At 37.4% G+C, this 26,978-nt stretch carries 28 protein-coding genes and 2 pseudogenes; 19 read left to right on the top strand and 11 right to left on the bottom strand.

Features of this window, described 5'->3' with window-relative positions; translation table 11 throughout:
* Positions 1-6: 6 nt before the first annotated feature.
* The 17 genes and pseudogenes from nuoF (at position 7) to OVA16_RS04240 (ending at position 16,094) form a co-directional block, all read left to right on the top strand.
* Positions 7-1,382: pseudogene (nuoF, locus tag OVA16_RS04320) on the top strand (NADH-quinone oxidoreductase subunit NuoF).
* A gap of 10 nt (positions 1,383-1,392) precedes the next feature.
* The gene (locus OVA16_RS04315) at positions 1,393-1,758 is read left to right on the top strand and encodes a four helix bundle protein (RefSeq protein WP_267763713.1); all 366 of its coding nucleotides are present in this window, start codon (positions 1,393-1,395) and stop codon (positions 1,756-1,758) included.
* A gap of 53 nt (positions 1,759-1,811) precedes the next feature.
* A complete protein-coding gene (locus OVA16_RS04310) occupies positions 1,812-2,822 on the top strand; it encodes a 2Fe-2S iron-sulfur cluster-binding protein (protein WP_267763711.1) in 1,011 nt (336 codons plus the stop codon).
* A complete protein-coding gene (gene nuoH, locus OVA16_RS04305) occupies positions 2,822-3,856 on the top strand; it encodes an NADH-quinone oxidoreductase subunit NuoH (protein ID WP_267763709.1) in 1,035 nt (344 codons plus the stop codon). The genes OVA16_RS04310 and nuoH overlap by 1 nt, the downstream gene beginning before the upstream one ends.
* A 7-nt stretch (positions 3,857-3,863) precedes the next feature.
* Positions 3,864-4,361 (top strand): NuoI/complex I 23 kDa subunit family protein, encoded by a 498-nt coding sequence (locus tag OVA16_RS04300; RefSeq protein WP_267763708.1) that lies wholly within the window; start codon positions 3,864-3,866, stop codon positions 4,359-4,361.
* Positions 4,362-4,439: 78 nt separating this feature from the next.
* Positions 4,440-4,948: pseudogene (locus OVA16_RS04295) on the top strand (NADH-quinone oxidoreductase subunit J).
* A complete protein-coding gene (nuoK, locus tag OVA16_RS04290) occupies positions 4,941-5,270 on the top strand; it encodes an NADH-quinone oxidoreductase subunit NuoK (RefSeq protein ID WP_267763705.1) in 330 nt (109 codons plus the stop codon). Before OVA16_RS04295 ends, nuoK begins: the two are co-directional and overlap by 8 nt.
* Before the next feature lie 15 nt (positions 5,271-5,285).
* Positions 5,286-7,187: an NADH-quinone oxidoreductase subunit L gene (gene nuoL, locus OVA16_RS04285; RefSeq protein ID WP_420712335.1), complete on the top strand. Its 1,902-nt coding sequence runs from the start codon at positions 5,286-5,288 to the stop codon at positions 7,185-7,187.
* Positions 7,188-7,206: 19 nt separating this feature from the next.
* Positions 7,207-8,673, top strand: coding sequence for a complex I subunit 4 family protein (locus OVA16_RS04280; protein ID WP_267763704.1), 1,467 nt, complete (start codon positions 7,207-7,209; stop codon positions 8,671-8,673).
* A gap of 2 nt (positions 8,674-8,675) precedes the next feature.
* On the top strand, positions 8,676-10,049 hold the full coding sequence (locus OVA16_RS04275) for an NADH-quinone oxidoreductase subunit N (protein ID WP_267763703.1): 1,374 nt from the start codon (positions 8,676-8,678) through the stop codon (positions 10,047-10,049).
* A gap of 136 nt (positions 10,050-10,185) precedes the next feature.
* Entirely contained in the window at positions 10,186-11,337 is a 1,152-nt protein-coding gene (locus tag OVA16_RS04270; protein ID WP_267763701.1) for an ATP-binding protein, read from the top strand.
* A gap of 79 nt (positions 11,338-11,416) precedes the next feature.
* Complete coding sequence (locus OVA16_RS04265) at positions 11,417-12,073, top strand: DedA family protein (protein ID WP_267763699.1); 657 nt, start codon at positions 11,417-11,419, stop codon at positions 12,071-12,073.
* Positions 12,074-12,081: 8 nt separating this feature from the next.
* Positions 12,082-12,624, top strand: a complete 543-nt coding sequence (locus OVA16_RS04260) for an inorganic diphosphatase (protein WP_267763698.1) — start codon at positions 12,082-12,084, stop codon at positions 12,622-12,624.
* A gap of 7 nt (positions 12,625-12,631) precedes the next feature.
* Entirely contained in the window at positions 12,632-14,047 is a 1,416-nt protein-coding gene (locus OVA16_RS04255) for a hemolysin family protein (RefSeq protein ID WP_267763697.1), read from the top strand.
* A 96-nt stretch (positions 14,048-14,143) separates the two neighbouring features.
* Positions 14,144-14,878, top strand: a complete 735-nt coding sequence (locus tag OVA16_RS04250) for a 16S rRNA (uracil(1498)-N(3))-methyltransferase (protein ID WP_267763696.1) — start codon at positions 14,144-14,146, stop codon at positions 14,876-14,878.
* On the top strand, positions 14,850-15,590 hold the full coding sequence (locus OVA16_RS04245) for a DUF4159 domain-containing protein (RefSeq protein ID WP_267763695.1): 741 nt from the start codon (positions 14,850-14,852) through the stop codon (positions 15,588-15,590). The genes OVA16_RS04250 and OVA16_RS04245 overlap by 29 nt, the downstream gene beginning before the upstream one ends.
* A gap of 3 nt (positions 15,591-15,593) precedes the next feature.
* Positions 15,594-16,094: an acetyl-CoA carboxylase biotin carboxyl carrier protein subunit gene (locus OVA16_RS04240; RefSeq protein WP_267763693.1), complete on the top strand. Its 501-nt coding sequence runs from the start codon at positions 15,594-15,596 to the stop codon at positions 16,092-16,094.
* 75 nt (positions 16,095-16,169) lie between these two features.
* Here OVA16_RS04240 and OVA16_RS04235 read toward each other — a convergent pair whose 3' ends face one another.
* The gene (locus OVA16_RS04235; RefSeq protein ID WP_267763692.1) at positions 16,170-17,735 is read right to left on the bottom strand and encodes an SUMF1/EgtB/PvdO family nonheme iron enzyme; all 1,566 of its coding nucleotides are present in this window, start codon (positions 17,733-17,735) and stop codon (positions 16,170-16,172) included.
* 439 nt (positions 17,736-18,174) lie between these two features.
* On the opposite strand from OVA16_RS04235, the gene porV reads away from it, so the two are divergent.
* Entirely contained in the window at positions 18,175-19,341 is a 1,167-nt protein-coding gene (porV, locus tag OVA16_RS04230) for a type IX secretion system outer membrane channel protein PorV (RefSeq protein WP_267763690.1), read from the top strand.
* A gap of 10 nt (positions 19,342-19,351) precedes the next feature.
* Entirely contained in the window at positions 19,352-19,834 is a 483-nt protein-coding gene (gene ispF / locus OVA16_RS04225; protein ID WP_267763688.1) for a 2-C-methyl-D-erythritol 2,4-cyclodiphosphate synthase, read from the top strand.
* A gap of 75 nt (positions 19,835-19,909) precedes the next feature.
* On the opposite strand, the gene OVA16_RS04220 is transcribed toward ispF, so the two are convergent.
* From OVA16_RS04220 to OVA16_RS04175, 10 genes are all read right to left on the bottom strand, one after another.
* On the bottom strand, positions 19,910-20,317 hold the full coding sequence (locus OVA16_RS04220; RefSeq protein WP_267763686.1) for a pirin family protein: 408 nt from the start codon (positions 20,315-20,317) through the stop codon (positions 19,910-19,912).
* A gap of 26 nt (positions 20,318-20,343) precedes the next feature.
* On the bottom strand, positions 20,344-20,781 hold the full coding sequence (locus OVA16_RS04215; protein ID WP_267763685.1) for a pirin family protein: 438 nt from the start codon (positions 20,779-20,781) through the stop codon (positions 20,344-20,346).
* A 50-nt stretch (positions 20,782-20,831) separates the two neighbouring features.
* On the bottom strand, positions 20,832-21,362 hold the full coding sequence (locus OVA16_RS04210) for a YceI family protein (protein WP_267763683.1): 531 nt from the start codon (positions 21,360-21,362) through the stop codon (positions 20,832-20,834).
* 166 nt (positions 21,363-21,528) lie between these two features.
* Entirely contained in the window at positions 21,529-22,116 is a 588-nt protein-coding gene (locus tag OVA16_RS04205; protein ID WP_267763681.1) for a Crp/Fnr family transcriptional regulator, read from the bottom strand.
* A gap of 6 nt (positions 22,117-22,122) precedes the next feature.
* Positions 22,123-22,284, bottom strand: a complete 162-nt coding sequence (locus tag OVA16_RS04200) for a FeoB-associated Cys-rich membrane protein (protein ID WP_267763680.1) — start codon at positions 22,282-22,284, stop codon at positions 22,123-22,125.
* Between the two features lie 183 nt (positions 22,285-22,467).
* On the bottom strand, positions 22,468-23,652 hold the full coding sequence (locus OVA16_RS04195; RefSeq protein ID WP_267763679.1) for a hypothetical protein: 1,185 nt from the start codon (positions 23,650-23,652) through the stop codon (positions 22,468-22,470).
* Between the two features lie 246 nt (positions 23,653-23,898).
* The gene (locus tag OVA16_RS04190; RefSeq protein WP_267763678.1) at positions 23,899-24,723 is read right to left on the bottom strand and encodes a type 1 glutamine amidotransferase; all 825 of its coding nucleotides are present in this window, start codon (positions 24,721-24,723) and stop codon (positions 23,899-23,901) included.
* A gap of 4 nt (positions 24,724-24,727) precedes the next feature.
* A complete protein-coding gene (locus tag OVA16_RS04185) occupies positions 24,728-25,828 on the bottom strand; it encodes a carboxylate-amine ligase (RefSeq protein ID WP_267763676.1) in 1,101 nt (366 codons plus the stop codon).
* Between the two features lie 19 nt (positions 25,829-25,847).
* Complete coding sequence (locus tag OVA16_RS04180) at positions 25,848-26,312, bottom strand: hypothetical protein (RefSeq protein ID WP_267763675.1); 465 nt, start codon at positions 26,310-26,312, stop codon at positions 25,848-25,850.
* Positions 26,270-26,911, bottom strand: a complete 642-nt coding sequence (locus OVA16_RS04175) for an ATP-grasp domain-containing protein (RefSeq protein WP_267763674.1) — start codon at positions 26,909-26,911, stop codon at positions 26,270-26,272. Before OVA16_RS04175 ends, OVA16_RS04180 begins: the two co-directional genes overlap by 43 nt.
* Positions 26,912-26,978: the final 67 nt, after the last annotated feature.

Genomic DNA, 26,978 nt, shown 5'->3' with positions numbered 1-26,978 from the left:
AACACAATGGGACGTAAACTATTATTAGAACATATCAATGTACCTGGCATCAATACGCTAGCGGTTTATCGTGAAAAAGGCGGTTACCGTGCGGTGGAAAAGGCATTGAAAACCTTAACTCCAGAAGATGTTGTTGAAGAAGTAAAGAAATCTGGATTGAGAGGTCGTGGTGGTGCAGGTTTCCCTACCGGGATGAAATGGAGCTTTTTGGCTAAGCCAGAAGGTGTGCCTCGTTACTTAGTTTGCAACGGTGACAATCTGAACCGGGTACTTTCAAGGATAGATATTTAATGACACACATTCCTCATGCTTTAATTGAGGGAATGATTGTTTCTAGTTTTGCTTTGGGGGCAAATACTTCTTACATCTATGTAAGAGGCGAAATGATGCCTCAAATCAGGATTTTAGAAAGAGCAATTGAAGAGGCAAAAGCTGCAGGTTGGTTAGGTAAAAATATCTTGGGCACTGGATATGATTTAGAGCTTTACGTTCAGCCAGGTGGTGGTGCTTATATCTGTGGCGAAGAAACTGCATTGTTAGAATCACTAGAAGGAAAAAGAGGAAATCCTCGTATTAAGCCACCATTTCCGGCAATTGCAGGATTATATGGTTGCCCAACTGTAGTGAATAACGTAGAATCTATTGCGGCTGTAGTTCCAATTATCAATGATGGTGGCGATGAATATGCTAAAATTGGTATTGGAAGAAGTACAGGAACGAAATTGATATCAGCTTCTGGTAACTTGGTAAAACCAGGAGTTTATGAAATAGAATTAGGCTTACCAGTAGAAGAATTCATTTATTCTGATGAGTACTGTGGTGGTATTGCCAATGGTAAAAGACTAAAAGCAACCGTAGCTGGAGGTTCATCGGTGCCAATTTTGCCGGCTAACTTAACCTTAAAATACGCTAACGGCGATCCCCGTTTAATGAGTTACGAGTCGTTATCTGAAGGTGGTTTTGCAACAGGTACCATGTTAGGTTCAGGTGGTTTCATCGCTTTTGATGAAGACCAGTGTATCGTTCGCAATACTTGGAATTTTTCTCGTTTCTATCATCACGAAAGTTGCGGACAATGTTCGCCTTGCCGTGAGGGTACAGGATGGATGGAGAAAATCCTTCATAAAATTGAGCATGGACATGGAACTATGGAAGACATTGATCTTTTGTGGGATGTACAACGTAAAATCGAAGGAAATACGATTTGTCCGCTAGGCGATGCAGCAGCTTGGCCAGTAGCAAGTGCTATCAGACATTTCAGAGATGAGTTTGAGTGGCATGTAAAAGAGCCGATGAAAAGCCAAAGCACTAATTATGGTTTAGCGAATTATGCTAATCCGATAGAGAAGGCTCCTGTAGAGGAAGTTAAAAATCAAAATTAAAAAGTAAAAAATGTCTGAAGAAAAGGCATACGATATTAAAATAAGAGCTTATCATTTTTCGAAAGCTATTATCAACTTAATATCTAAAACCAAAATCGAAAGACTATACTTTTCAATTGTTGATCAATTATTAAGAAGTGCAACTTCAATTGGCGCTAATGTAGTGGAGGCTAAGGCGGGAAGTTCGAGGAAAGATTTTAGAAACTTTTATACAATAGCACTGAAATCTGCAAACGAAACTAAATATTGGCTCTGTTTAATTAGAGATACAGACGTAGTTAGAGTTGACAAAGAGATAGTAAAAGAATTATTAAAAGAGGTTGATGAAATATCAAAAATAATCGCCTCGATAATAATCAATATAAATAAAGAATAGGTTAAAAGCCAGTGATTGTTTTTAATTTTTAATTTTCACTTTTGACTTGAAGAATGAGTGATTTAGTTAAAGTAACCATAGACGGAATAACGGTAGAGGTAGAAAATGGTACCACCATTTTAAATGCTGCCCGCCAAATTGGAGGAGATATTGTACCTCCTGCCATGTGCTATTATTCTAAATTGAAGGGTAGTGGAGGTAAATGTCGTACCTGCATTGTGAAGGTAAGCAAAGGTTCTGAAAAAGATCCTAGGCCAATGCCGAAGTTGGTAGCTTCTTGCCGTACCACAGTGATGGATGGGATGGAAGTGCTAAACATTACATCGCCAGAAGTTTTGGAAGCTCGTGCAGGTGTGGTAGAGATTTTACTAATTAACCACCCATTGGATTGCCCTGTTTGCGATCAAGCTGGCGAGTGCGATTTACAAAACTTGGGCTACGAGCACGGTTTACAAAAAACAAGATATGAGTTCGAGCGTAGAACGTTTGACAGAATAGATATTGGCGATAAGATTCAGTTGCACATGAACCGTTGCATTTTATGCTATCGTTGTGTGTTTACTGCAGATCAAATCACGAATAAACGTGTTCACGGTATTTTAAATCGTGGAGATCACTCAGAAATCTCAACTTATATTCAAACTGCTGTTGATAACGATTTTTCAGGAAACGTAATTGACGTTTGCCCAGTTGGTGCTTTAACCGATAAAACTTTCCGCTTTAAAAATCGTGTTTGGTTTACAAAGCCAATTGATGCACACAGAAACTGCTCACACGAAAAATGCAATGGTAAAGTAACGTTGTGGTACAAAGGAGAAGACGTTTTACGTGTTACGGCTAGAAAAGATCAATTTGGGGAAGTAGAAGAGTTTATCTGTAACGAATGTCGTTTCGATAAGAAAAAAACTGCTGATTGGACGTTGGAGCACCCAACACACATTTCTGAAACTTCGGTGATTGCGTCAAACCATTACGAGACATTCAAACCGCTTCCAGTAATTAAAGAAAACTTAGCTTTACAAGAAGCAAATCAACGCGAACTAGAAAAAACCTTTAAAATCTAATGGAAATCGATTTCGTCATAGAGAAATTTATATTGGTTACAGCAATATTTGCAATTAGTTTATTAATTGCAATGTATTCTACTTATGCTGAGCGTAAGGTTGCCGCTTTTTTACAAGATAGGCTAGGTCCAGATAGAGCTGGTCCCTTTGGGATTTTACAACCCTTGGCCGATGGTGTAAAGATGTTCATGAAAGAAGAAATTATTCCAGCGAATGCCAATAAATGGCTGTTTATGATTGGCCCAGGTTTAGCTATGCTATGTGCTTGTATTGGTACAGCAGTTATTCCTTGGGGACAAGATATGATGGTTGGGGATAGACTAGTGAAATTGCAAGTAACCGATATCAACGTTGGTTTACTATACATTTTTGGTGTTATTGCCTTAGGCGTATATGGCGTGATGATTGGTGGTTGGGCATCTAACAATAAATATTCGTTGTTAAGTTCTATTCGTGCGGCTTCTCAAAATATCAGCTATGAAATTGCGATGGGCTTGTCTATCATCGCTTTGCTGTTAGTTACCAACTCACTTAGTTTAAGAGAAATTGTAGCACAACAACACGGCTGGCACTGGAATGTACTTTATCAGCCTTTAGGCTTTATCATTTTTATGGTATGTGCTTTTGCCGAAACCAACCGTGCTCCATTTGATTTACCTGAGTGTGAGGCCGAGTTAAACGGTGGTTATACCATTGAGTATTCATCAATGAAATTAGGTTTTTACCTGTTTGCTGAGTATATCAACATGTTTGTGTCCTCTACCATAATGGCAGCATTGTACTTTGGAGGTTACAACTATCCAGGAATGGATTACATGGCTGAATTGTTGGGTCCAACTTGGGCTCCTTTATTTGGTACGTTAATCTTCTTCCTAAAAATATTTGCATTCATTTTCTTCTTCATGTGGGTACGTTGGACCATCCCTCGTTTCCGTTACGATCAGTTGATGAATTTAGGATGGAAAGGTTTAATTCCTTTAGCTATCGCGAATATCATTATCACAGGTATTGTTATTGCTATTTTAAAATTTTAACAGAGAGATGGAATCATTAAGCAATAAGAAAAAAGTATTGGTTTCGAAACCACTTAACTTGGCGGAGAGGATTTATCTTCCGGCTATTGCTAGTGGCATGAAAACGACTATTGGTCACTTTTTCAAAAAGCCAGCTACCATTAAATATCCGGAGCAGGAGCGTGAATTTTCTATCAATTGGAGGGGAATGCACTCGCTGAAAAGAGACGAACAAGGTAGAGAGCGTTGTACAGCTTGTGGTTTGTGTGCATTGTCTTGTCCAGCAGAGGCAATTACCATGATTGCTGCTGAGCGCAAGAACGACGAGAAGCACTTGTATCGCGAAGAGAAATATGCATCGGTTTACGAAATCAACATGTTGCGTTGCATTTTCTGCGGTTTATGTGAAGAGGCTTGCCCTAAAGAGGCCATCTACTTAGATGGACCAATTGTACCAGCAGATTATTTACGTAAAGATTTCATTTACGGTAAAGATAAATTGGTAGAAGCTCCATTAGAAAAATAATTTAGCCACAGATGCACAGATATTATGATTGATAATCTGTGCATCTGTGGCCAACAAATAACAACTAAATAAAAATTAATGGGTACATCAGTATTCTATTTTGTAGCAACATTAAGCGTATTCTTTGCGCTGATGGTGGTTTTTGCGAAAAATCCAATCCATAGCGTGCTATACTTAATTCTAACGTTCTTTACGTTTACAGTTCATTACATCTTATTGAATGCACAATTTTTGGCGGTAGTTAACTTCATTGTTTACATGGGAGCCATTATGGTGCTTTTCCTTTTCGTATTGATGTTGCTTAACCTCAATAAACAAAACGAGCCCAACAAATCAATGGTGCTAAGGATAATTGGTGTAATTGCTGGCGGATGTTTAGCGGTAACTTTAATTGGTTCTTTAAAATCGGTAGCAATTGCTGATCCTTTGGTGTTGAAAAATCCAAGCTTAGGATTGGTAGAAAACTTAGGTAAAGAATTATTCGGTCCGTTTATGTTACCGTTCGAATTATCGTCATTGCTATTGTTAAGTGCAATGGTTGGTGCAATGCACTTTTAACCAAAAAGGAGGAAAAAACTAATGGATAGTTTATTCGCAAATATGCAGGGCGTACCATTGAACCACTACATTTGGTTCTGTGCCATCATTTTCACTATTGGTGTTATTGGCGTGTTGGTTCGTAGAAATGCGATCATCATTTTCATGTCGGTAGAGTTAATGTTAAACGCAGTAAACTTGCTTTTAGCAGCGTTCTCGGTACATCATAATGATCCATCAGGGCAAGTGTTCGTATTCTTCATTATGGCTTTGGCCGCTGCAGAAGTAGCCATTGGTTTAAGTATCATCGTGATGGTTTACCGCAACACACAATCAATAGATATTAATGTATTAAATCGCCTTAAGTGGTAATTCTAATAAAATAAAATGATTACAAGTTTACTTTGGTTAATTCCAGTTCTTCCGCTTTTAGGCTTCGTGATAAACGGCTTGGGCAGAAACTCGCTGAGCAAAGGTGCTGTTGGTTTTATTGGCAGCGGAGTGGTTTTAGCTTCATTTATCCTTAGCGTTTGTTTTTTCTTTGAGCTTAGTTCAAGTGTAGAAAAGCAATTCACTGTTAACTTCTTCGATTGGATTAGTGTTGGAGATTTGAAAATTCCTTTGTCGTTTCTATATGATCCTTTGAGTGCAATTATGCTCTTGATCATCACAGGAATTGGCTTCTTGATCCACATCTACTCTACAGCTTATATGCACGAGGATGCGGGCTTTGGAAAGTTCTTCGCCTACTTAAACCTATTTATCTTCTTCATGTTGATTTTGGTTTTAGGCTCTAACTACATTGTAATGTTTATTGGATGGGAAGGCGTAGGTTTATGTTCATACCTATTAATCGGTTTCTGGTTTACCAACAGCAGTTATGCAAGTGCGGCTAAAAAAGCATTTGTGATGAACCGTATTGGTGATTTAGGCTTCCTTTTAGGTGTGTTCTTAATGTTCCAAGTTTTCGGAAGTTTAGAGTTTGCAAAAGTGTTCCCACAGGCTGCTAATATGTTGCCAGGAAACGATACCATTACCATCATTGCAATATTGTTGTTTATTGGTGCTTGCGGTAAATCTGCACAGTTGCCTTTGTTTACTTGGTTGCCAGATGCAATGGCTGGACCAACTCCAGTTTCGGCTTTAATCCACGCGGCAACCATGGTAACCGCCGGTATTTACATGATTGCACGCTCGAGCGTAGTGTTCGATTTAGCTCCAATTGCGCAAAATATCATTGCTATTGTAGGGGCGGCCACAGCATTAGTTGCGGCGTTAATTGCCTTAACTCAAACAGACATTAAAAAAGTATTGGCTTATTCAACGGTATCTCAATTGGGATATATGTTTTTAGGCTTAGGCGTTGGCGCTTATACAGGTTCATTCTTCCATGTATTAACTCATGCTTTCTTTAAAGCGTTGTTGTTCTTAGGTGCTGGTGCGGTAATACACTCTTTACACCATGAGCAAGATATGCGCCACATGGGTGGATTAAAAGCTAAATTGAAAACTACTTTCGCTACCATGATGGTGGGTACCATTGCAATCGCTGGTTTACCTCCATTCTCAGGTTTCTTCTCTAAGGATGAGATTTTAGCACATACTTACCAATTTAGTCCGATACTTTGGGGTATAGGTGTATTGACAGCATTTTTAACTGCATTCTATATGTTCCGTATGATGTTCTTAACTTTTTACGGAAAGTTCAGAGGTTCTCATCATACAGAAGAGCATATCCACGAGTCGCCAAAATCAATGACTATTCCATTGGTAGTATTGGCAATTTTGGCCGCTGTTGGTGGTTTGTTAAATATTCCTCATGTATTTGGTGGAAACGAATGGTTAGCACATTGGTTAATCGGAGCTAAGGTTACCCAGAATCATTTAGAGCTAGATCATACTACAGAATTTACTTTGATGGGTGTTTCTGTATTGGCTGCTATTGTCGCTATACTTTTAGCTTACAGCAAATACGTTAAAAAGGCAGATGTTCCTGTTGCTGATGAAGCAACTCGTACTGCTTTCGAAAAATTATCGTACAACAAATTCTATTTAGATGAAATTTACGATACCATCATTAGAAAGCCTTTAGATGCATTTTCTAATTTCTTCTATAAAATTATCGATAACAAAGTAATTGATGGTTTGGTAAACGGTTTAGGCTGGACTACCAATGAGGGTAGCAAGAGCTTAAGATTATTGCAATCGGGTAATGTGGGTTATTACATCATCATGATGGTTGTTGGTATTGTGGCATTGTTGGCTTACACTTATTGGTTTATCGCTTAAATTAGTTCAAATATTATAAATGGAACTTTTAATACTCATATTTCTACCCTTAGTTGGCGCCATTGCCACCGCTTTATTTGCCAAGCAAAACACCGCTAAGGTAGCTGCATTACTCTTCTCAATTTTATCATTGGGAGTAACAGTTGGATTGCTATGCAGCTTTACACCAGATGCAAGCACACAGTTTGTAGTTAATTTCCCTTGGATTGAACAACTGGGCATTAAATTCCATGTTGGTATTGATGGAATTAGCATGATTACGGTTTTATTAACGAATGTTTTAACACCACTAATCATTTTAGCTAGCTTTAAACATGAATATAAAAACGCCAATGCTTTTTATGCTTTAGTTTTGTTCATGCAAACTGGTTTGTTATTGGTGTTTACAGCTTTAGACGCTTTCTTGTTCTACATTGGATGGGAAGCTGCTTTAATTCCAATTTACTTCATCTGTGCTACTTGGGGAGGTAAAGACCGCATCAAGGTAAACATGAAGTTCTTCGTTTACACCATTGCAGGTTCTTTATTCATGCTTTTGGGTATCATTTATTTGTATCTACAAAACCCAGCTAACAATTTTGAACTAGCTGAATTTTATAAATTAGAATTAGATGCCACGCAGCAAGGCTGGATTTTTTGGGCTTTCTTTATTGCGTTTGCCATTAAGATGCCAATTTTTCCATTCCACACTTGGCAACCAGATACTTATACTACAGCGCCAACTCCAGGAACCATGTTGTTATCGGGTATCATGTTAAAGATGGGTATTTATGGTATAATCAGATGGTTATTGCCAATTGTACCTCAAGGCGTTCAAGATTGGACTGGCTTAGTAATGGTTTTGGTTATCGTTGGTGTGGTTTATGCAGCTATTATTGCTTTCATGCAAAAAGATGCCAAACGTTTGGTAGCTTATTCTTCCATCAGTCACGTAGGTTTAATTGCAGCAGGTATTTTTACTTTAAGCCAGCAAGGCTTGCAAGGTAGCATGATCCAGATGTTAAGTCACGGTATCAATGTAATTGGTTTGTTTTTCGTATTGGATATCATCAAATCACGCCTAGAAACTAACAAAGTTGATGAATTGGGCGGTTTAGCAAAAGTAGCACCTCAATTGGCAATCACTTTCTTGATTATCCTTTTAGGTACTGTAGCTTTACCAGGAACTAACGGTTTTATTGGCGAGTTTTTATTATTGATGAGTGTTTACAACTATAATGCTTGGTTAGGTGCGGTAGCAGGTTTAACCATTATCTTCGGAGCGGTTTATATGTTCAGAAGTTATCAAAAGATTATGTTGGGCGAAACGAATGCACTTACCGCTAGCTTTAAAGATATCAACGGAACGGAAAAAGTAGTATTGTACACCATCTGTGCTTTGATCATTGTAATTGGCGTTTATCCAAAGCCGTTAATGCAAATTTCAGACGCCTCAGTACAACACTTATTACAACAGATTAATCATAAATTAACAGGGATTAACTAAGCATGAATATTATTATAACCATTGCCGTAACGGCTTTAGTAGTTCTTTATACAGGTTTATTTAAAGCCAAAAAAGCTTTATTGCCTATTACCTTGCTTGGTCTTTTGGTTGCTTTAGGTTTTACCATTTGTTCTTGGGATCAGCCAACGGTATACTTCGGAATGATGCAGATAGACAATTTTGCATTAGCTTTCGGCGGGCTTTCAATTATTGGAACCTTATTCATTTTCCTATTAACACAACGTTATTTTGCTGAAAATAGCCAAAACATTGCCGAATATTTCACTTTGATACTTTTTGCCTTATGCGGTATCATCATCATGGTTTCTTATAAAAACTTGTCGATGTTATTTGTGGGTTTAGAAATCATGTCAGTGTGTTTGTACATCTTAGCAGGTATTAGAAAGCTCAATTTTGCCTCTAACGAAGCTTCTTTGAAGTATTTCTTAATGGGAGCTTTTTCAACAGGTTTCTTATTGTTCGGTATCGCGTTGGTTTATGGTGCTACAGGTTCTTTTGATATCGATGTGATCCAAACCAACTTGGTAAACAACGTAACTCATGTATCGCCGTTGTTTTACCCAGGCATTATTTTAATGATGGTAGGTTTGTGCTTTAAAGTGGGTGCTGCTCCTTTCCACTTCTGGACACCAGACGTGTACGAAGGTGCGCCTTCCTTGATTACGGCTTTCATGTCTACGGTAGTTAAAACTGCAGGTTTTGCAGCTTTCTTAAGATTGTTCGCAGGTGCTTTTGAGCCTTTGCACGATTTCTGGATGCCGGCATTAATGATCATCGTAATCATCACATTGTGCTTAGGAAATATTACGGCCTTGTTCCAAAAGAATTTTAAGAGAATGCTGGCTTATTCGAGTATTTCTCATGCAGGTTACTTATTGTTTTCTTTAATCGTTTTAACGGCTAATTCAGCAAGTAACGTATTAGTTTATGCTGCTGCCTATACTTTTGCGAGTATTGTGGCTTTTGCGGTATTAATTAACGTAAAACAGAAAACAGGTAGCGACGATATTGAAAGCTTTAATGGTTTGGCTAAACGTAACCCTTTGGCCGCATTAGCCTTAACTATCGCGATGCTTTCGTTGGCGGGTATTCCTTTAACGGCAGGTTTCATTGGTAAATATGTGATGTTCTTAAACGTAATGGAGAACTATCAAATTATTCTGGTAGTAATCGCTATTTTAAATGCTTTGGTTGGTTTCTACTATTATTTCAGAGTAATCATCGCTGTTTATTTCAAAGAAGGAAAAGAAGTAGAGTTGGATACACCTGTTCAATACAAAGTGGTACTGGTTATTTCTACGATAGTGATCTTAGTTTTAGGTATTTATCCGGCACTTATTTTGAACCTGATATAGTTCATATTATTGCATTGCAAGCGGAGATATTCAACAGGATATCTCCGCTTTTGTATTTAAAATTGCCTTAAAAAGTAGTTTTTACAATTTGGGAATTTAATTCCCAAATTGTAAAAAATTTGATTATATTTGATGTATGTTAAAAAGGGAGATAACTGAAAAGCTCAAAGAAATAGCTAAGAAATTTCCTGTAATTACTATAACGGGACCAAGACAATCGGGTAAGACAACTCTGTGTAAGCAAGTCTTTGCAGATTATCGCTATGTAACACTCGAAAATCTTGATACACGTTTATATGCTGAAAATGATCCGCGTGGATTCTTAGAAGAATACAATGATAAAGTAATTATAGATGAGGCGCAAAATGTTCCAGTATTATTTTCTTATATACAAGGCGTTGTAGATGAAAATAAGAAAGCTGGACAATACATACTGTCGGGTTCGCAAAATTTTCTGCTTTTAGAGAAGATAAGCCAATCCCTTGCTGGGCGGACGTATATTTTCCACTTACTTCCTTTTTCACAAACTGAACTTAATGTTTCTTACCAACAGAATTTATCCCAAAGTATATATAAGGGAGGTTATCCCGCTATTTACGATAGGCAGATAGCTCCTCTTGACTATTTTCCATCTTACATCCAAACCTATATAGAACGTGATGTAAGGAGTATTCTACAAATAAAAAATCTTAATTTATTCAGTACCTTTTTAAAGGTATGTGCGGGTAGAATTGGTCAGCTATTTAACGCTTCTGATGTAGGTAATGAGATCGGTGTAGATCATAAGACAATACAAAGTTGGCTCTCTATACTTGAAGCTAGTTTTGTTCTATTTCGCTTGCATCCATGGCATGTGAATTTTAATAAACGTGTTGTAAAAACACCGAAGCTATATTTTTACGATACAGGACTGGCTTGCTATTTACTTGGGATTCGTGAAGCTGAGGAGCTTAATGTCCATTTTTCGAAAGGCGCATTATTTGAGAACTATGTAATTACAGAATACATTAAAAATCGAGGAAATAAAGGGGATAATGCGCCTGCATATTTTTGGCGAGATAATACTGGAAATGAGATAGATCTGTTAGCTGATTTAGGAGGGCATATAAAACTTATGGAAATTAAAGCAGGTAAAACCATTAAAGATGATTTTTTTAAAAGTTTAACGTTCTTTGAGAAAATACAATCGGGTTATCATTTATCTAAGTATATTGTATATGGTGGAGAGAATTATAGGAGGCAATACGAAACACAAATTTTACCTTGGAATAGGATAGCCGATTTCTAAAAATCTTAAAAGCTAAAAATCACTCTAGTTAAGATAACCATATAGAATATTATTTGTAGTTTTACGAATAATTGTAACTATGGAGCAATTTTGGAACCATCTGCAGCATCTCATTGATCCTGAAAAACTCCTTAGGGAAGGTGGTTTCTATTTGGTTGTTTTCGTTATTTTTGCTGAGACAGGGCTTTTCTTCGGCTTCTTCTTGCCAGGAGATTATCTCTTATTCTTAGCGGGAATGTTTGTCGCAACTGGCAAGCTAGATGTGAATATTTACGTATTAGTTTTCTCATTAATTGTTGCAGCTATTTCAGGAAACTTTACAGGATATTGGTTCGGTAGAAAAACAGGGCCAGTTTTACATACCAGAAAAGACACTTTCTTCTTCAAGAAAAAATTCCTTAAAACAGCAGAAGAATATTACCGAAAACAAGGTGCTTTTGCCTTAATTATGGGCAGGTTTGTACCTATTGTAAGAACATTTGCACCTATCGTAGCGGGTATCATCAGAATGGATTTCAAGAAATTTGTACTCTATAATGTTTCGGGTGCACTTTTATGGATTTGTTCCTTAACTTTGCTGGGTTATTTTTTAGGTAAAAGTTTTTCAAAACAAATTGAAGAATACTTAGGTTACATCATATTTGGATTTATTTTAATCACAACAATCCCTTTGGTGATTACCTTTGTAAAAAATAGAATAAAGAACACGAATAATTTAGAAGACAAAGAGATTTAAAGAAAAAGATGATCAAAGACGAAACCCATCCGTGGCACGGCGTATCTCCTGGCGATAATTTGCCAGAAACAGTAAATGCAATTATCGAAATCCCAAAAGGATCAAAAGCAAAATACGAAATAGATAAAGATTCTAACTTAATCAAGTTAGATAGAGTATTATTCTCCTCAGTAATGTATCCAGCAAATTATGGCTTTATTCCGCAAACTTATTGCGATGATAAAGATCCATTGGATATTTTAGTTTTATGTTCTGTAGATGTTTACCCAATGACTATTATAGAAGCTAAAGTTGTTGGTGTAATGCACATGATTGATAATGGTGAGCAAGATGATAAAATTATTGCAGTGGCAAAAAATGACCCGTCTGTTAATTACATCAATGATTTAACAGAGCTACCTCCGCATACCATGAAAGAAATTGTAAAATTCTTTCAAGATTATAAAGCATTAGAGAACAAACAAGTAACTATTGAACACCTTTTGGGCGTTAGATATGCGCACAAAGTGATCAATGAGAGCATCGAGCTCTATAATACAACATTTAGATAATCCCTTAATGATTTACCCCGTCTGTACACCAATAATTGCATTTGTTAATGCATATCTTCCAAGTCCGGTTTTAGCAGTAGTAACTACGCCCGAAACCGAAAGTGGATCTATAGGGTGGCGCCTCATATTTGCATTATTTTTAGTGTTTTTAAACGGATTTTTTGTGGCGGCCGAATTTGCAATTGTCAAGGTTCGGGCGTCGCAAATTGAAATTAAAGCTAAATCTGGCAGCAGAGTAGGTAAAATGGCAAAAAATATCCTACACCACTTAGATGGATATTTGGCAGCTACACAATTGGGTATTACGCTGGCCTCGCTTGGATTAGGTGTGGTAGGAGAAAAAGTAATGCACGAAATTATTCATGATTCGTTGGCTAATTTTGGCATTGCAGAAGCATTAATTACCACCATTTCTACCATATTGGCATTTTCTATCATTACCATTATGCACATTGTGTTTGGTGAGCTGGCGCCTAAGTCATTGGCTATTCAACGTCCAGTGGCAACTACATTGTTCGTGTCTTTCCCATTACAAGGTTTCTATATCTTGTTTAGGCCTGCAATTTGGTTGCTAAATGGTTTAGCCATGGTTATCTTGAAGCCATTTGGTATTGATACAAGCGCAGGTCATGAATCGTTACACAGTAATGAGGAGTTACAATACTTGTTAGACCAGGGTAAAGAAAGCGGCGCTTTAGAAGATAACGAACACGAGTTGATTAAGAATGTATTCGATTTTAACGAACGCGTAGTTAAGAATATCATGGTACCGCGTACCAAAATTTCGGGGATCGAATTAAATACTTCTAAAGATGATGTGGTAGAAAAAATTATCTCTGAAGGATACTCTCGTATGCCTGTCTACGATGAAATAATTGATAAGATTGTTGGAATTATACACGCAAAAGATGTTTTACCTTTACTAGCTAGTAAAAAGGATTGGACATTATCAGATATCATTAGGAAGCCATATTTCGTTCCAGAAACAAAAAAAATCAATGATTTATTGAGTGAACTGCAATTGAAGCGTATTCAAATCGCTATTGTTCTCGATGAATTTGGAGGAACCGCGGGTATGGTTACGCTAGAAGATATTGTAGAAGAAATTGTTGGCGAAATACAGGATGAATACGATGAAGAAAAACCTATCGTAGAAAAAATTACAGATACTGAATTTGTTGTAAATGCCTACGCTACCGTATACGATGTAAATGAGTATTTGCCACATGATTTGCCAGAGGATGAAGACTTTGATACCGTTGGGGGCTTGGTTTCTCATGCTTTCGGTAAAATTCCAGAAGTAGGAGATAGTGAAGAATGCTACGGCTATTTGTTTACTATCCTTAAAAAGACAGAACAAAACATCGAAACTGTAAAGCTTGAGATTGTAATTAACAAAAGCGATATGGTAGATTTGCATTAATAGCTAGGTTAATTGTCAAATCGTTTAACTGGTTAATTGTTTTAGTGGCTTTGGCTAGGTCTTTTTAATTTTTATTTTTGACTTTTAACATCAAGGATGCATTTATTCTACACTCCAGATATTAACGCTAATACTTATACGCTAAGCGAAGAGGAAAGTAGCCACTGTACCAAAGTGTTGCGCCTAAAGCAAGGAGATAGGGTTAATTTAATTGATGGGGTGGGTGGTTTGTATACCGCAGAAATTGCTGAAACGACAAAAAGAGCGGTACACTTAAATGTTATCCATAAGCAAAGCGAATTTGGCAAACGTAATCATTACCTACACATCGCCATTGCGCCAACAAAAAATATCGATAGGCTAGAGTGGTTTTTAGAAAAAGCTACCGAAATTGGTGTTGATGAAATTACACCCATTATTTGCGACCGCTCCGAACGTAAGATTGTGAAAGAAGATCGTTTAGAAAAAATCATTACTTCGGCAGTAAAGCAATCGCTAACGGCTTATCATCCTAAAATTAACGCAACTATTGGCCTTAAAGATTTCATTAAGCAAAGCGAAGCTGATGATAAGTTAATTGCACATTGTATTAACGAAGAGGATAGAAAAGCCATATCGGAAACAATCAAACCTCATCAAAAATACCTTGTTCTTATTGGCCCTGAGGGCGATTTTACCCCAAAAGAAATTGAACTGGCTTTGCAAAGCGAATTTAAACCAGTAACTTTAGGCAACACCCGCCTACGTACAGAAACTGCTGGTTTGGCGGCTTGCTTTGAAGTTAATTTTTTAAACAGGATCAATGAACAAAGAACAAAGAACAAAGATTAAGGCAACCCTTTCAAAAAAGAACTATGCTTTTGCTTTTTTTCTAACATCTCGTCCTTGTTCTTTTATCCTTGCTCTTTTATCTTTTATACTTTTAACAGCTTTTACAGTTTTTCCTCCAACTTACAAAATCGGCAAACTCAAATACGCTGGTGGTGGCGATTGGTACGCAAACAGAACTGCATTGCCAAATCTTGTGGCTTTTTGCAATAAAAACATCGCTACCAATTTTGCCGCCGAAGAGGGTATTGTTGAAGTAGGAAGCGCCGAACTTTACAATTACCCTTTCATATACATGACTGGCCACGGAAACGTGACTTTTAACGCACAAGAGGTGGCTAATCTTAGAAAATATTTAATTGGAGGAGGTTTTCTACATATTGATGATAATTATGGCTTAGATAAGTTCATTCGCCCTCAAATGAAAAAGGTTTTTCCAGAGTTGGATTTCGTGGAGTTGCCTGCTAACCATAAAATTTATCATCAAAAATTTAAGTTTACTAACGGATTGCCCAAAATACACGAGCACGATAATAAGCGCCCGCAGGGTTTTGCACTTATTTATAAAGGACGTGTGGTTTGTTATTACTCTTATGAGTGCGATTTAGGCAACGGTTGGGAAGATTATGGAACTTACCCTTCGGATACACAAGAAAGTAGGACTAGTGCACTTAAAATGGGTGCCAACTTAATACAATACGCACTAAGCAATTAAGCGATGAACAAAGTAACCGTAAACAACCAACATCAGTTTGATGTAGCTATAGCAAACGATATTTTGCAGGTAAATAGCCAAAATGTAGATTTAGATCTATTGGCGTTGACCGGCCGGTCTAGTCATATCCTACACGAAAACAAATCTTATAACGTAGAGGTAGTAGATTTTGATAGGCACGAAAAGATGGCCAAAATTAAGGTTAACGGCAATGAATACGAAGTTAAAGTAACTACACAATTAGATTTGTTACTAAAACAATTGGGATTAGATAATTTAAACGCCAATAAAGTATCTCAAATTAAAGCGCCTATGCCTGGTTTGGTCTTAAATATTTTGGTAAAGGAAGGCGATGAAGTTAAAAAAGGAGATAACTTATTGGTGCTAGAAGCGATGAAGATGGAAAACATTATTAAATCTCCTACGGATGCTGTGATTAAGAAAGTAGGAGTAATGCAAGGAGACAAGATAGAGAAAAATACTATTTTGATACAGTTTGGTTAAATATTAAAATTTTGATAAAAAGAGAGGGCTTTACAAATTGTAAAGCCCTCTCTTTTTATCATTAGCTAGCTAATCTTATTTTACCTTAAATGGTTTACTAGCTTTAGTTTTAAACTGAGGTTTTCCTGCAGATCTCACTTCTGATGCACCAAGCATTGTCATTGCCGAACGGAAACCGATATCAGCAGTAGATTCGTCTTCTTGTAAAAATCTTCTAGAAGCTGGATTTAGCCACATGGCTTGATCGTTCCAAGAACCGCCTTTGTATACACGTGATTTATCGTTGTAAAGCGTAATTACTTCGCCATCTGGCAGATTCTTTTGCTCATCTTTATAACCACGTTGATCTGCTTTGTAAGTAGAATCTGTATAGTTAGATTGTAACTGTGCCCAAGTTTGTTTAACTCCGGTACCTGCAGATTTCATCACTGGGCGGCCTTTGCCATCAACTTTAATTACACTGCTTTTTGGGTCTCTAACCTTGTCGGCGTATTCGTTACCTCTAAATGGGTTTAAACCTTCGGTAGCTTCGAACGTGTTAGGGCGATAAACATCATTTACCCACTCGTTTACATTGCCTGCCATGTTATACAAACCAAAATCATTAGGTGTAAAGCTACGAACAGATTGCGTGATACTTCCCTTATCATTTAGCGAGCCACCTACGCCCATGTAATCTCCTTTGCCACGTTTAAAGTTGGCCAAAATCATCCCTCTGGTAGATTTTTTTGGAGAAGTAATGCCTAAACCATTCCAAGGATAAACTTTTTTCTCATTAATATTGGCATACTGTGTATTTCCAATTAGGCCCAAAGCGGCATATTCCCACTCAGCTTCTGTTGGTAAGCGGTAAGGTTGAAGGATTTCCCCGTCCTCAAGCCTTACATTTCGTTGTACTTTATTTTTACCCGTCCCGCCAGCTTCGGCACTTAGATCTTGTGGTGCTCTTTTACCAAGGTCTTTAATTTGTCCGTTTAAATAAACATCGGTGTTAAATACGGTATCTGATTTTTTAACCGGAGCACCACCTTTAGCTGTAGGTTTATTAAGGTCTTTAAATGGGGTCATGATCCCTTTTTGCCTTAAAATAAATTCGTTTACCCTATCTGTACGCCAAACACAGTAATCAGTAGCTTGTTGCCAGCTTACACCTACTACTGGATAATCTCCATAAGCTGGGTGTCTTAAGTAGTTGTTAACATAAGGTTCGTTATAAGAAAGCGGTCTTCTCCAAACCAGGGTATCTGGTAAGGCTGTGTAGTAATACTCTGCAAGTTCTGGTTTTCCTCTAAAGGTAGTTCTAATCCAGTGCAAGTATTCTAGCCAATCTGTATTAGAAACCTCTGTCTCATCCATATAAAAAGAGCTTACCGTAACTTGTCTTTTATAATTGTAAGCGCTCATGTCTTGGCCTGGTATTTCAACGGCACTACCGCCCATAATAAACTCACCGCCTTCTATTTCAATTAAGCCAGGTCCAGGTCCTCTTTTATAGCCTTTTTTTACTTCAAAGCCGCCATTTTCTCGTTTATTGTAGGCATAGCCAGTTTTTTCAGATACAGCTCCGCCCTTAGGACCACAAGAACTTAATGCCCCAACACCAAATAATGATACTACCGCGTATAAGTAAATTTTATTCATATATTGCAAATTGCACTTTAGTTGTTAAAAATACACAAAAAAAGAATGAGAAGTAAAAAACTTTTTTATTTGGTAGCTTTTACTGCCAAAATTTAATTTTAAAATTAAGTAACATTAATATGGAACTTTCTCTTTTTAAGCTACTAAACGAAAGACTTCTGATTATATTGTTGATATCTTTTTGGAAAAAACAAACGGGGAATATTTTCCCTATGTTGCGAAAATTTTAAGTCTTTTGGTTATAAATGGTTGTGATATTTAAAGTTTTTAATAAAATTGACTGTAGAATTATCCCTTTTATGATGCAACAAATTAACTATTGATTGTTGGAGGGCAATATTGCACCTTTATTGTCGTTAAGCAGAAAGATATAAAATTAGCTTACCACTCGCTTTGATATTAACAAACTCTATACTAAATTGCGCAGATTAACTGTTTTATGATGAAATTAAACTATTTGAGAAGAGCTTTGTTGCTTTTGTTCTTATTTGCGGGAAAAACTGCTCTTGCTCAAACTACTACAGGAAGTAGCACTTCTCAAACCAACGGTGTATACCCTGATGTTCCTTTCTTGTTAATTACTCCAGATGCTAGGGCAGGTGCCATGGGCGAAGCGGGTGTAGCAGTAATGCCTGATGGCAATGCGATGAGCATTAACCCTGCTAAGTTGGCGTTTTTAGAAAAACCTTATGGCGTAAGTTTGTCTTATAGCCCTTGGCTTAAAAATTTAGTGCCCGATATTAATTTGGCTTATTTAAGTGGTTTTTACCAACTAGATAACAGAACAGTAATTGGGGCTTCGTTAAGATATTTTTCTTTGGGAGATATAGCATATACAAATGAGGGTGGAATTACGGAAGGTACCTTTAACCCAAATGAGTTGGCTTTTGATGCGACCTACTCACGTAAATTCGGAGAAAATTTCTCTTTGGGAACTTCGGCACGTTTTATACGCTCCAACTTAACTCCTGGTTTGGGAAGCGGTAGCCAACAAAAAGCTGGTATTGCGGTTGCTGTTGACGTTTCTGCTTTTTTCAAGAAACCAACTGTTCTTTTTGGAAAGGATGCGATTTTATCAGCAGGTTTAAATTTGTCTAACATTGGCACAAAAATGAGTTATGCAGAAACACAAAATAAAAGGTTTTTGCCAGCAAATATGAAATTAGGAGGTGCATCTACGTTTATCATAGATGATTATAATCAGTTTACCTTTGCACTTGATTTTAATAAACTTATGGTGCCAACAAACCCGATTAGAGATATCAATGGCGAAATCGTGGCGGGTAAAGATCCTTTTCGGTCGGTGCCTTCGGGTATTTTAGGCTCTTTTGCCGATGCTCCAGGAGGTTTTAAAGAAGAACTGAAAGAGATTGGAATTTCTACAGGTATAGAATATACTTACAACCAACAGTTTGCCGTAAGGGCTGGTTACTTCTATGAAAATCCTCAAAAAGGAGATAGAAGATATTTAACATTAGGTGGTGGATTGAAATACAATGTATTTAATCTTGACTTTTCTTATCTGATAGCTAATGCTCAAAATAGTCCTTTGGCAAATACATTGAGATTTACCTTGGCGTGGACTATCGATAACGTGAGTAAATAAGAAGAGATTTATGCGTATAAAAGTAGGCTTTGGCTTTGATGTTCATCAGCTAAAAGATAACCACCCTTTTGTGGTTGGAGGTGTAACTTTAGAACACCATAAAGGCGCATTCGGACATTCTGATGCCGATGTATTGTTGCATGCCATTTGCGACGCCTTATTGGGTGCTGCAAATTTGAGAGATATTGGATTCCATTTCAAAAATACCGATCCACAATGGAAAGGGATTAGCAGCCTTGTTTTATTAAAGGAAACCGTAAAATTGCTTAAAGAGAAAAATTACGAAATAGGAAATATTGATGCAATGCTTTGTTTAGAAGCACCCAAAATCAATCCTCATATTCCGCAAATGCAAGAAAATATTGCTACAGCCATGGGTATTTCTGTAGACGATATTTCTATTAAAGCAACTACAAACGAAACGATGGGATTTATTGGAAGAGAAGAGGGCGTAGTAGCTTATGCTGTTTGTTTGATAGAAAAAATTGGTTAAAGGTTATGAGTTACGTGTTGCGAGACTTTTTAAATCCGCAGACCTGTAACTCATAATTTTCAACTCGTAACTTAACTACTCTAAATACCCAAATTTTCCGGTATTGTAATCTTCTATTGCTTGTTGCAATTCTTCGGGCTTGTTCATCAAGAATGGTCCGTACTGGGCAATAGGCTCATTAATGGGTTCTCCAGATAAAAAGAGTACTACTGAGTTTTCGTTCGCTTCAATTTCAATAGTTGTACCCTCATGCGCAAAATGTACCATTTGATTGGTAACTGCCTGCTCAGTTCCATTTACGGTTATTGAACCTTCTATTACCACTAATGCTGTGTTGTAATTTGCTGGACTGCTTAAAGAAGCTTTTGCGTTAGCGTTTAATCTCACATTATACATTTCAATTGGCGTAAAGGTGGTTGCGCTGCCTTTAGTGCCTTGGTATTCTCCTGCAATTACTTCTATCGTTCCGCCGGCGTTAGGCAATTCGTATTTGGCAATGCTAGCGTTAGCTAATGCCTGATACTTGGGAGTATCATTTTAAATTTAGCAGGTAAGTTTACCCATAATTGCACCATTTGAAATGCGCCACCTTTTTTGCTGTAGGCTTCTTCATGATATTCTTTGTGTAAGATACCACTTCCGGCAGTCATCCATTGTACATCGCCTGGATAAATTATACCACTATTGCCAGCGCTATCATGATGGGCTACTGCTCCATGATAAGCAATGGTTACCGTCTCAAAGCCACGATGTGGATGTACGCCAACCCCTCTGAGTTTATTGGTTGGCGAAAACTCAATTTTTGCATTGTAATCGAGTAAGTAAAACGGATCCATTTTAATTTTGTATCCGCTTGGAAAGAAATTGTGCACCCTAAACCCATCCCCTACCATGTGAGGAGCAGGAGGGTTTAGGATAGCAGCAACTTGTTTTATTGTTGTAGGCATAATTTATACGATTTGTTAGCGAAAACGGTTAACTGCCAACTAAAAACTGACTATGCTTGTTTAACGAATTGTAGCTCGCCTAAGATTTTTACCTCTTCGCTTACCATTACGCCGCCAGTTTCTAATGCAGCGTTCCAAGTTAGGCCAAATTCTGTACGGTTAATTTTGCCGCTTAAAGTAAAACCAGCTTTGGTGTTGCCCCATGGGTCGGTAGCTATACCACCAAACTCTGCATTTAATTTTACGGGTTTGGTTACGTCTTTAATAGTGAGATCGCCTTTTACTAGGTAATCGCTGCCATCTTTTTCTACACTGGTAGATTTAAAAGTAATTGCCGGAAATTTTTCTGCATCGAAGAAATCTCCGCTTTTCAAATGCCCGTCCCTATCGCCGTTACCTGTATCAATAGAATTGATGTCGCCAGAAAAAGAAATATCCGCATTGGTAAAATCATCGCCTTCTGAAGATAACTCTGCTTGGAAAGATTTGATATTTCCGGTTACAGTAGTTATCATTAAGTGTTTTACTTTAAACTGTAATTCGCTGTGGGTTGGGTCTAAAGCCCATTTAGTTGTTGCCATAATATTTTAAATTTTGTGTTTCTAATTTTAATAACACAAAGTTATGGCGGGCAGTTTAGTTAAACGTTGATGTATGTTAAGTAATGAATTTGGTTCATCGGCTCACTCGTTCATTAGTTTTGTAGTCAATAGATTAAGCAAATAACCAATTTTAACAGTTAACCTATTACTTAAAGTGTTTTTTAGCTAAGTCTTTACGTACTCTGCTTAATGATTCGGGGGTAATGCCTAAATAGGATGCAATCATCCATTGGGGTACTCGTAAAGTTAGGTTGGGGTATAATTTGATAAAGTCGAGATAACGTTCTTCCGCAGTTGCGGATAATAACATATTTAACCTTTTTTGCATAAACCTAATGGAATTATGCAGCATTAAAATATTAAGTTCTAAAATTTCGGGTACAATATTTTTAATAGCCGGAAAAAAATCTTTTTTTACTACCACCACTTCGGTATCTTCAATGGCATCGATATAAAAAAAGGCGGGTTCGTTAAAAACAGAGGTGTCTCTATCAGACAACATCCAGTCTTCGGGTGCAAATTGGATGATATGCTCTTTGCCTTTCTCATCTATAGAAAAATACCTCAGTAAACCACTGTTAACAAAATAAGCTTCAGATTTTAAATCGCCTGCTCTTAATAAAATTTGCCCTTTTTTGTAAGTTTTGATGGTTAGACAGCTAACGGCTTCTGCAGCCTGTTCTTCTGTAATAGCAAGCCTTTTTTTAAGATAGGAAGCAAATTTATCGAGCATTGGTAATTAAGTTTTTGGTTTAGAAATATGATCAAAATTGGCAGCACATTTTCCGCAACCTGTACCACAACCCTCATTTTTTGGAGATATACTACGATAGATGATGCGCCCCACATAAATTAATGCAGCAGCGAAAATAACAATCATCAATATGAATTGAATATCCATGCTTACAAATATAGGTAATTGCTTTATTGATGAATTGTTTAATTGTTGGCATATTGTAAAAGAAGCTCAAGTTAATGCTGATCTGAACATCCTGTGTCAGTCAGAGCTTGTCGAAGACTAATAATTAAATCCTTCGATAACCAGTTCCAATTAATTGCTAAACCACAAATATTAATATAGAAACTACTCCATCAATCCTACTGTACCTCCAACCCAATCAAAATCTGCATTGTAGCGTACGCCAATCATTTTGCCTCTACTTAAACGGGCTAAGTTAATACAAAGCTTAGGTTCTCCGCCATCTGGCCAAAGGTACATTAAGCGTATTTCGGCTTTTACCCCGCCATCTGGAGCTTGTATTAGTGGTTCGTAGGTTACTTTGCGTTGCAAAATCCAGTTTTCGGGATCTTTAATTTCAACGATATCTTTTTCGGTTACATCAATAATTACACCCATGCCAGCAAAAGAAAAAAGTGGCTTTAGTACATAATTTTCTAAATCTGGCGGAATAGCCTCTATTTCATTTAAAAACCTAGTTTCGGGCACAAATTTGCCGTTTAAAAAGGGCATGGTATATTTGCTGATGCGATAAAACCAATTGGGATGTGTAATCCATTCTACGTCTACTTCCTCTCTTGGGTCAAAGCTTTGTTCAAATAACTCGGTGTTATCGGCTATTTCATCAAAAATTAAGCGATTATAAATTCTTTTGATTTGAATTTTTTCATTGCCTTCAGTGTAAAAAAGCTTATTTCCTTCTTTATTAATTTCTTCTAGTGCAAGAATTTTAATGCCAATTTTATTAGCGGTGGCGTAGAAATCAATCGCTGTTTTTTGGTTTTTTGCGTCAACATCCATCAGCACTACTTCGTGTGGTTCATGGTTTCCTACAATTACTTTTTGAAGTAATTTGAAATAACTTTCTTCGGTTAAACCGTTAAAATAAGGAGATAGATTTTCTGCTAAACCGTACGCGTTTTTGTAGGTGTTTGCCAAAAGAGCTTGAAAACCATATAATGATGGAAAGCCTTGCATTTCGATTAGCATGGGCGAAATTTCGCCGTTTTCATCTTTGCAAAGGCCAAAATCAAATGTCAAAAAATGCGGATGATCGTTTTCATTTGGGACCGACCATTCTTTAGGGATGGCATTTTGAGTAAGCTGTTTAAAGTTGCTTTGCTTAATTAAAGCAATAATCTCCTCGCCAGCCGTTATTAATTTCTGCTTTAAATCTGCTGAGATAAATATGGGAGACTCGGCAACACGAAAAGTGATTTCAGGGTAGCCTGCTCCTAATTGTTTTAAAAAGGTTTGATATTTTGCTATGCTAAAATTAGCGTTAAAAGCTTGTCGGTGGTTTGTGATCATAGGAAGTTCCGTTGTTGTTTACGTCATTGCTAGGCACGAAGCAATCTTAAAGCTGCTTGTCATTCCAACGTTAGAAGGAATCTGTTTATTTAGTGCTACTTTAGGAAAATGCCGTCATTTCGACGAGTAACGAGGAGAAATCTAATAATAATCCTCAGATACTAGATTTAACTTCGTTGATTTTCAATGCTCCCTCAGGTCGAAATGACGGCTGCTTCTACATCATCTTTCTTTAATTTTTTACAGCTAAACTTCTTGAAGCGCATTTATCGCCTCGTCCAAGAAATTTGGTAAAATCACACTTTGTGTCAACATAATCCGATCTGGATTTTCCAGGCTATCAATCATGTCATCATACTTTTCTTTACCGTGATTTTTGATAATCAATTCTTTTTTCTCTTCTAGTAATAAATACATTTTCATACCAATTGGATCTGCTTCTGGATGAAATTGTGTACCAATCTTGTAAGGCGAAAAGCGGATGGCCATCATGCATCTTTCTAAATCTACATGTGGGCGTTCTTTTTCTATGGCCAACAATTGTGCACCCATTTTTTCGAAAACCTTTTGGTTAGGTTGTACCACCTGCCAATCTCTACTATCTACCGAGTAAAAAGGGTTGTAAAGTCCATCAAAAACACGTTCCTTTTCTCCAGCTTCGGTTAAGGAAATAGGGAAAATACCAAAAGCATTAGATTTACGCTGCGTAACCTCGCCCAGACCGTATTTTCTGCAAGCCAATTGAAAGGAATGGCAAATTAGAAAAACGTGCTTCTTTTCGTTGTTACTTAGGTTAAAATCATCAATTCTATCTAGTAAATCAAAAAAATCGGCTTCCCATTTTTGCCCTTCTCCATCATAAGGATTGCCTGGCCCCCCGCTAGAAATGTAAATATTGTAGCTTAAATCTGGTACTTCTCCTCGCTGCCTAATGTCAAAAATATCAACCTTTAGGTTAAGCTGATTATAAATTTTGTATCGGTGTAAAATCTCTTGTATACCCCTCATCCCCTGGTTAGGGAACCCGTTATTCATATCTATAACGGCTACCTTTAAATTAATATCGTTCATTTTTTTATTTAGCACCTATTAATGTTTGTGTGGTAATGTAATCTACCACAGATTCGTAGCTTTTGGTCTGCTCAAAAACAGCGAGCTGTCTATCGGCACCTGTACCATTGGCTAAAATTTGATGTACATAGTTAATTTCGTTTCTGCTGCCCAACTCATCTACTACATCGTCTATAAAATCTAACAGTTCGAGCACCAAATTTCGACAATTTACTTCCATTTCTTTGCCAAAATCAATCAAATTTCCATCAATTCCGTAACGGGCGGCTCTCCATTTGTTCTCGTTAATGAGTGCTCTGCTGTAAGAAATGAAGTTCAAATTCTGTAAACGTAGCTTATACAATTTAGCGCATAACGCTTGAAATAATGCTGTAAAAGCCATGGTTTCATCAATTAGCATTGGGCAATCGCACACTCTAAATTCAATAGTTTCGAAGAAAGGATGCACACGAATATCCCACCATATTTTTTTTGCGTTATCGATACTATTGGTCTTAATTAAAAGTTTTACATAGTTATCATAATCTTCGATGCTATTGAAAATATCAGGAATACCAGTACGTGGGAATTTATCAAAAACCTTAGTGCGAAATGATTTGTAGCCCGTATTTCGGCCTTCCCAAAACGGAGAGTTGGTAGAAAGTGCAAAAACGTGAGGCAAGAAATAACGCACTTGGTTGGCAATGTGTATGGCCAGCTCTCGCGATTGAAACCCTACGTGAACGTGCAAGCCAAAAATAAGATTAGATCTGGCAGCTTCCTGCAGCTCATTAACAATTTCGTTGTAACGAGGGTGCTCGGTAATTAACTGTTTTTCCCAGTGCGAGAACGGATGCGTACCAGCAGCACCAATGCGTAAACCTTGCTCGCCGGCCAATTCTGCAACGGTTTTGCGCAGTTGGGTAATTTCTTGGCGAGCTTGGTCGGTATTTTTGCAAATTCCAGTACCCACTTCTACCACGGCCTGGTGCATTTCGGCTTTTACTTGGTCTTTGTGGATTTTTTGTGCCGCTTCTACAATTTTTTGTTCATGAGAAGTCAATTCCCGTGTTACAGGATCAACAATCATGTATTCTTCTTCAATTCCTAAGGTAAACTCGTTCATAGATAGTTTGTTTGGCTATTTATTTGGTTGATTTTTTAGCAGCAGTTTTGGTGGTGGCTTTAGGCTTTGCCGCAGGTTTTTCTTTTGTTGCTGCTGCTGCAGGTTTTGCAACTGTTTTAGTTGCCTTGGCAATAAGCGGAGTGCCTGTTGCGCCAGATTTTACATAACTGCCCCAAGTAAGGTTGTCTTTACCAAATTCTTGAGCCAGTGCTTTTTCTATAGCATAATTTGCAGCGGTTTCTACCACCCACTCAAAGTTTTCGGCGCCAACGCTTTCTACGCCTGCATCTGGTGCTGGGTTGCAAAAATCAATAGCAATAGGTACGCCATTACGCACTGCAAATTCTACGGTGTTAAAATCGTAGCCTAAATATTGGTTCAGTTTTAAAGTATATTCTTCTATGGTTTTTAAAAGTGCTTCACTTGGTTTTGGGCCATCAACTACATAGCGTAAATGGTGTGGGTTACGTGGCTCGTATTGCATAATACGTACGTGCTTGCCGCCAATGCAATAACATCTAAAGTATCATCAAAAATAATTTCTTCTTGCAGCATCATTACCGTTTGTTTGGTTTCGCTGTGCTTTTCAAAAAACTCTTCTTTGCTACATAGTTTGTAAACCTCTTTCCAGCCACCGCCATCAAAAGGTTTCATATAAGCTGGGAAACCAGTGTATTCAAATATCGCATCCCAATCAAAGGGCATTACCAAGTTGCTAAACGAGTTTTCGTTGGTATCGTCTGGGTGTTCTCTTGATGGAATTAGAGCTGTTTTTGGTACAGGCACGCCAATATTTTCTGCTAGTGCATTGTTAAAAAACTTCTCGTCGGCGCTCCACCAAAAAGGGTTGTTAATTACCGCTGTGCCACCCATTGCGGCATTTTTTAAGTAAGCACGATAAAAAGGCACATCTTGCGAAATACGATCGATGATTACAGCATATTCTGGTTTTTCGGCCTGAAAAACTTTGTCGATTTTAACAAACTCTGCAGTAATTCCTTTTACTGCTTTTTGGTTAACTCTGTCTATAAACGCTTGCGGAAATGAACGCTCTTGGCCAAATAAAATTCCTATTTTCTTCATTGGGGTTATATGTTTTTTGTTAAGTATTTGAAATGTGGGTTAACTGTTTAACTGTGTATTTGGTTAA

The sequence above is a fragment of the Pedobacter sp. SL55 genome (assembly GCF_026625705.1).
In the GTDB taxonomy this organism is placed as follows: Bacteria; Bacteroidota; Bacteroidia; order Sphingobacteriales; family Sphingobacteriaceae; genus Pedobacter.
This window is presented reverse-complemented; position numbering and strand designations above follow the sequence as displayed.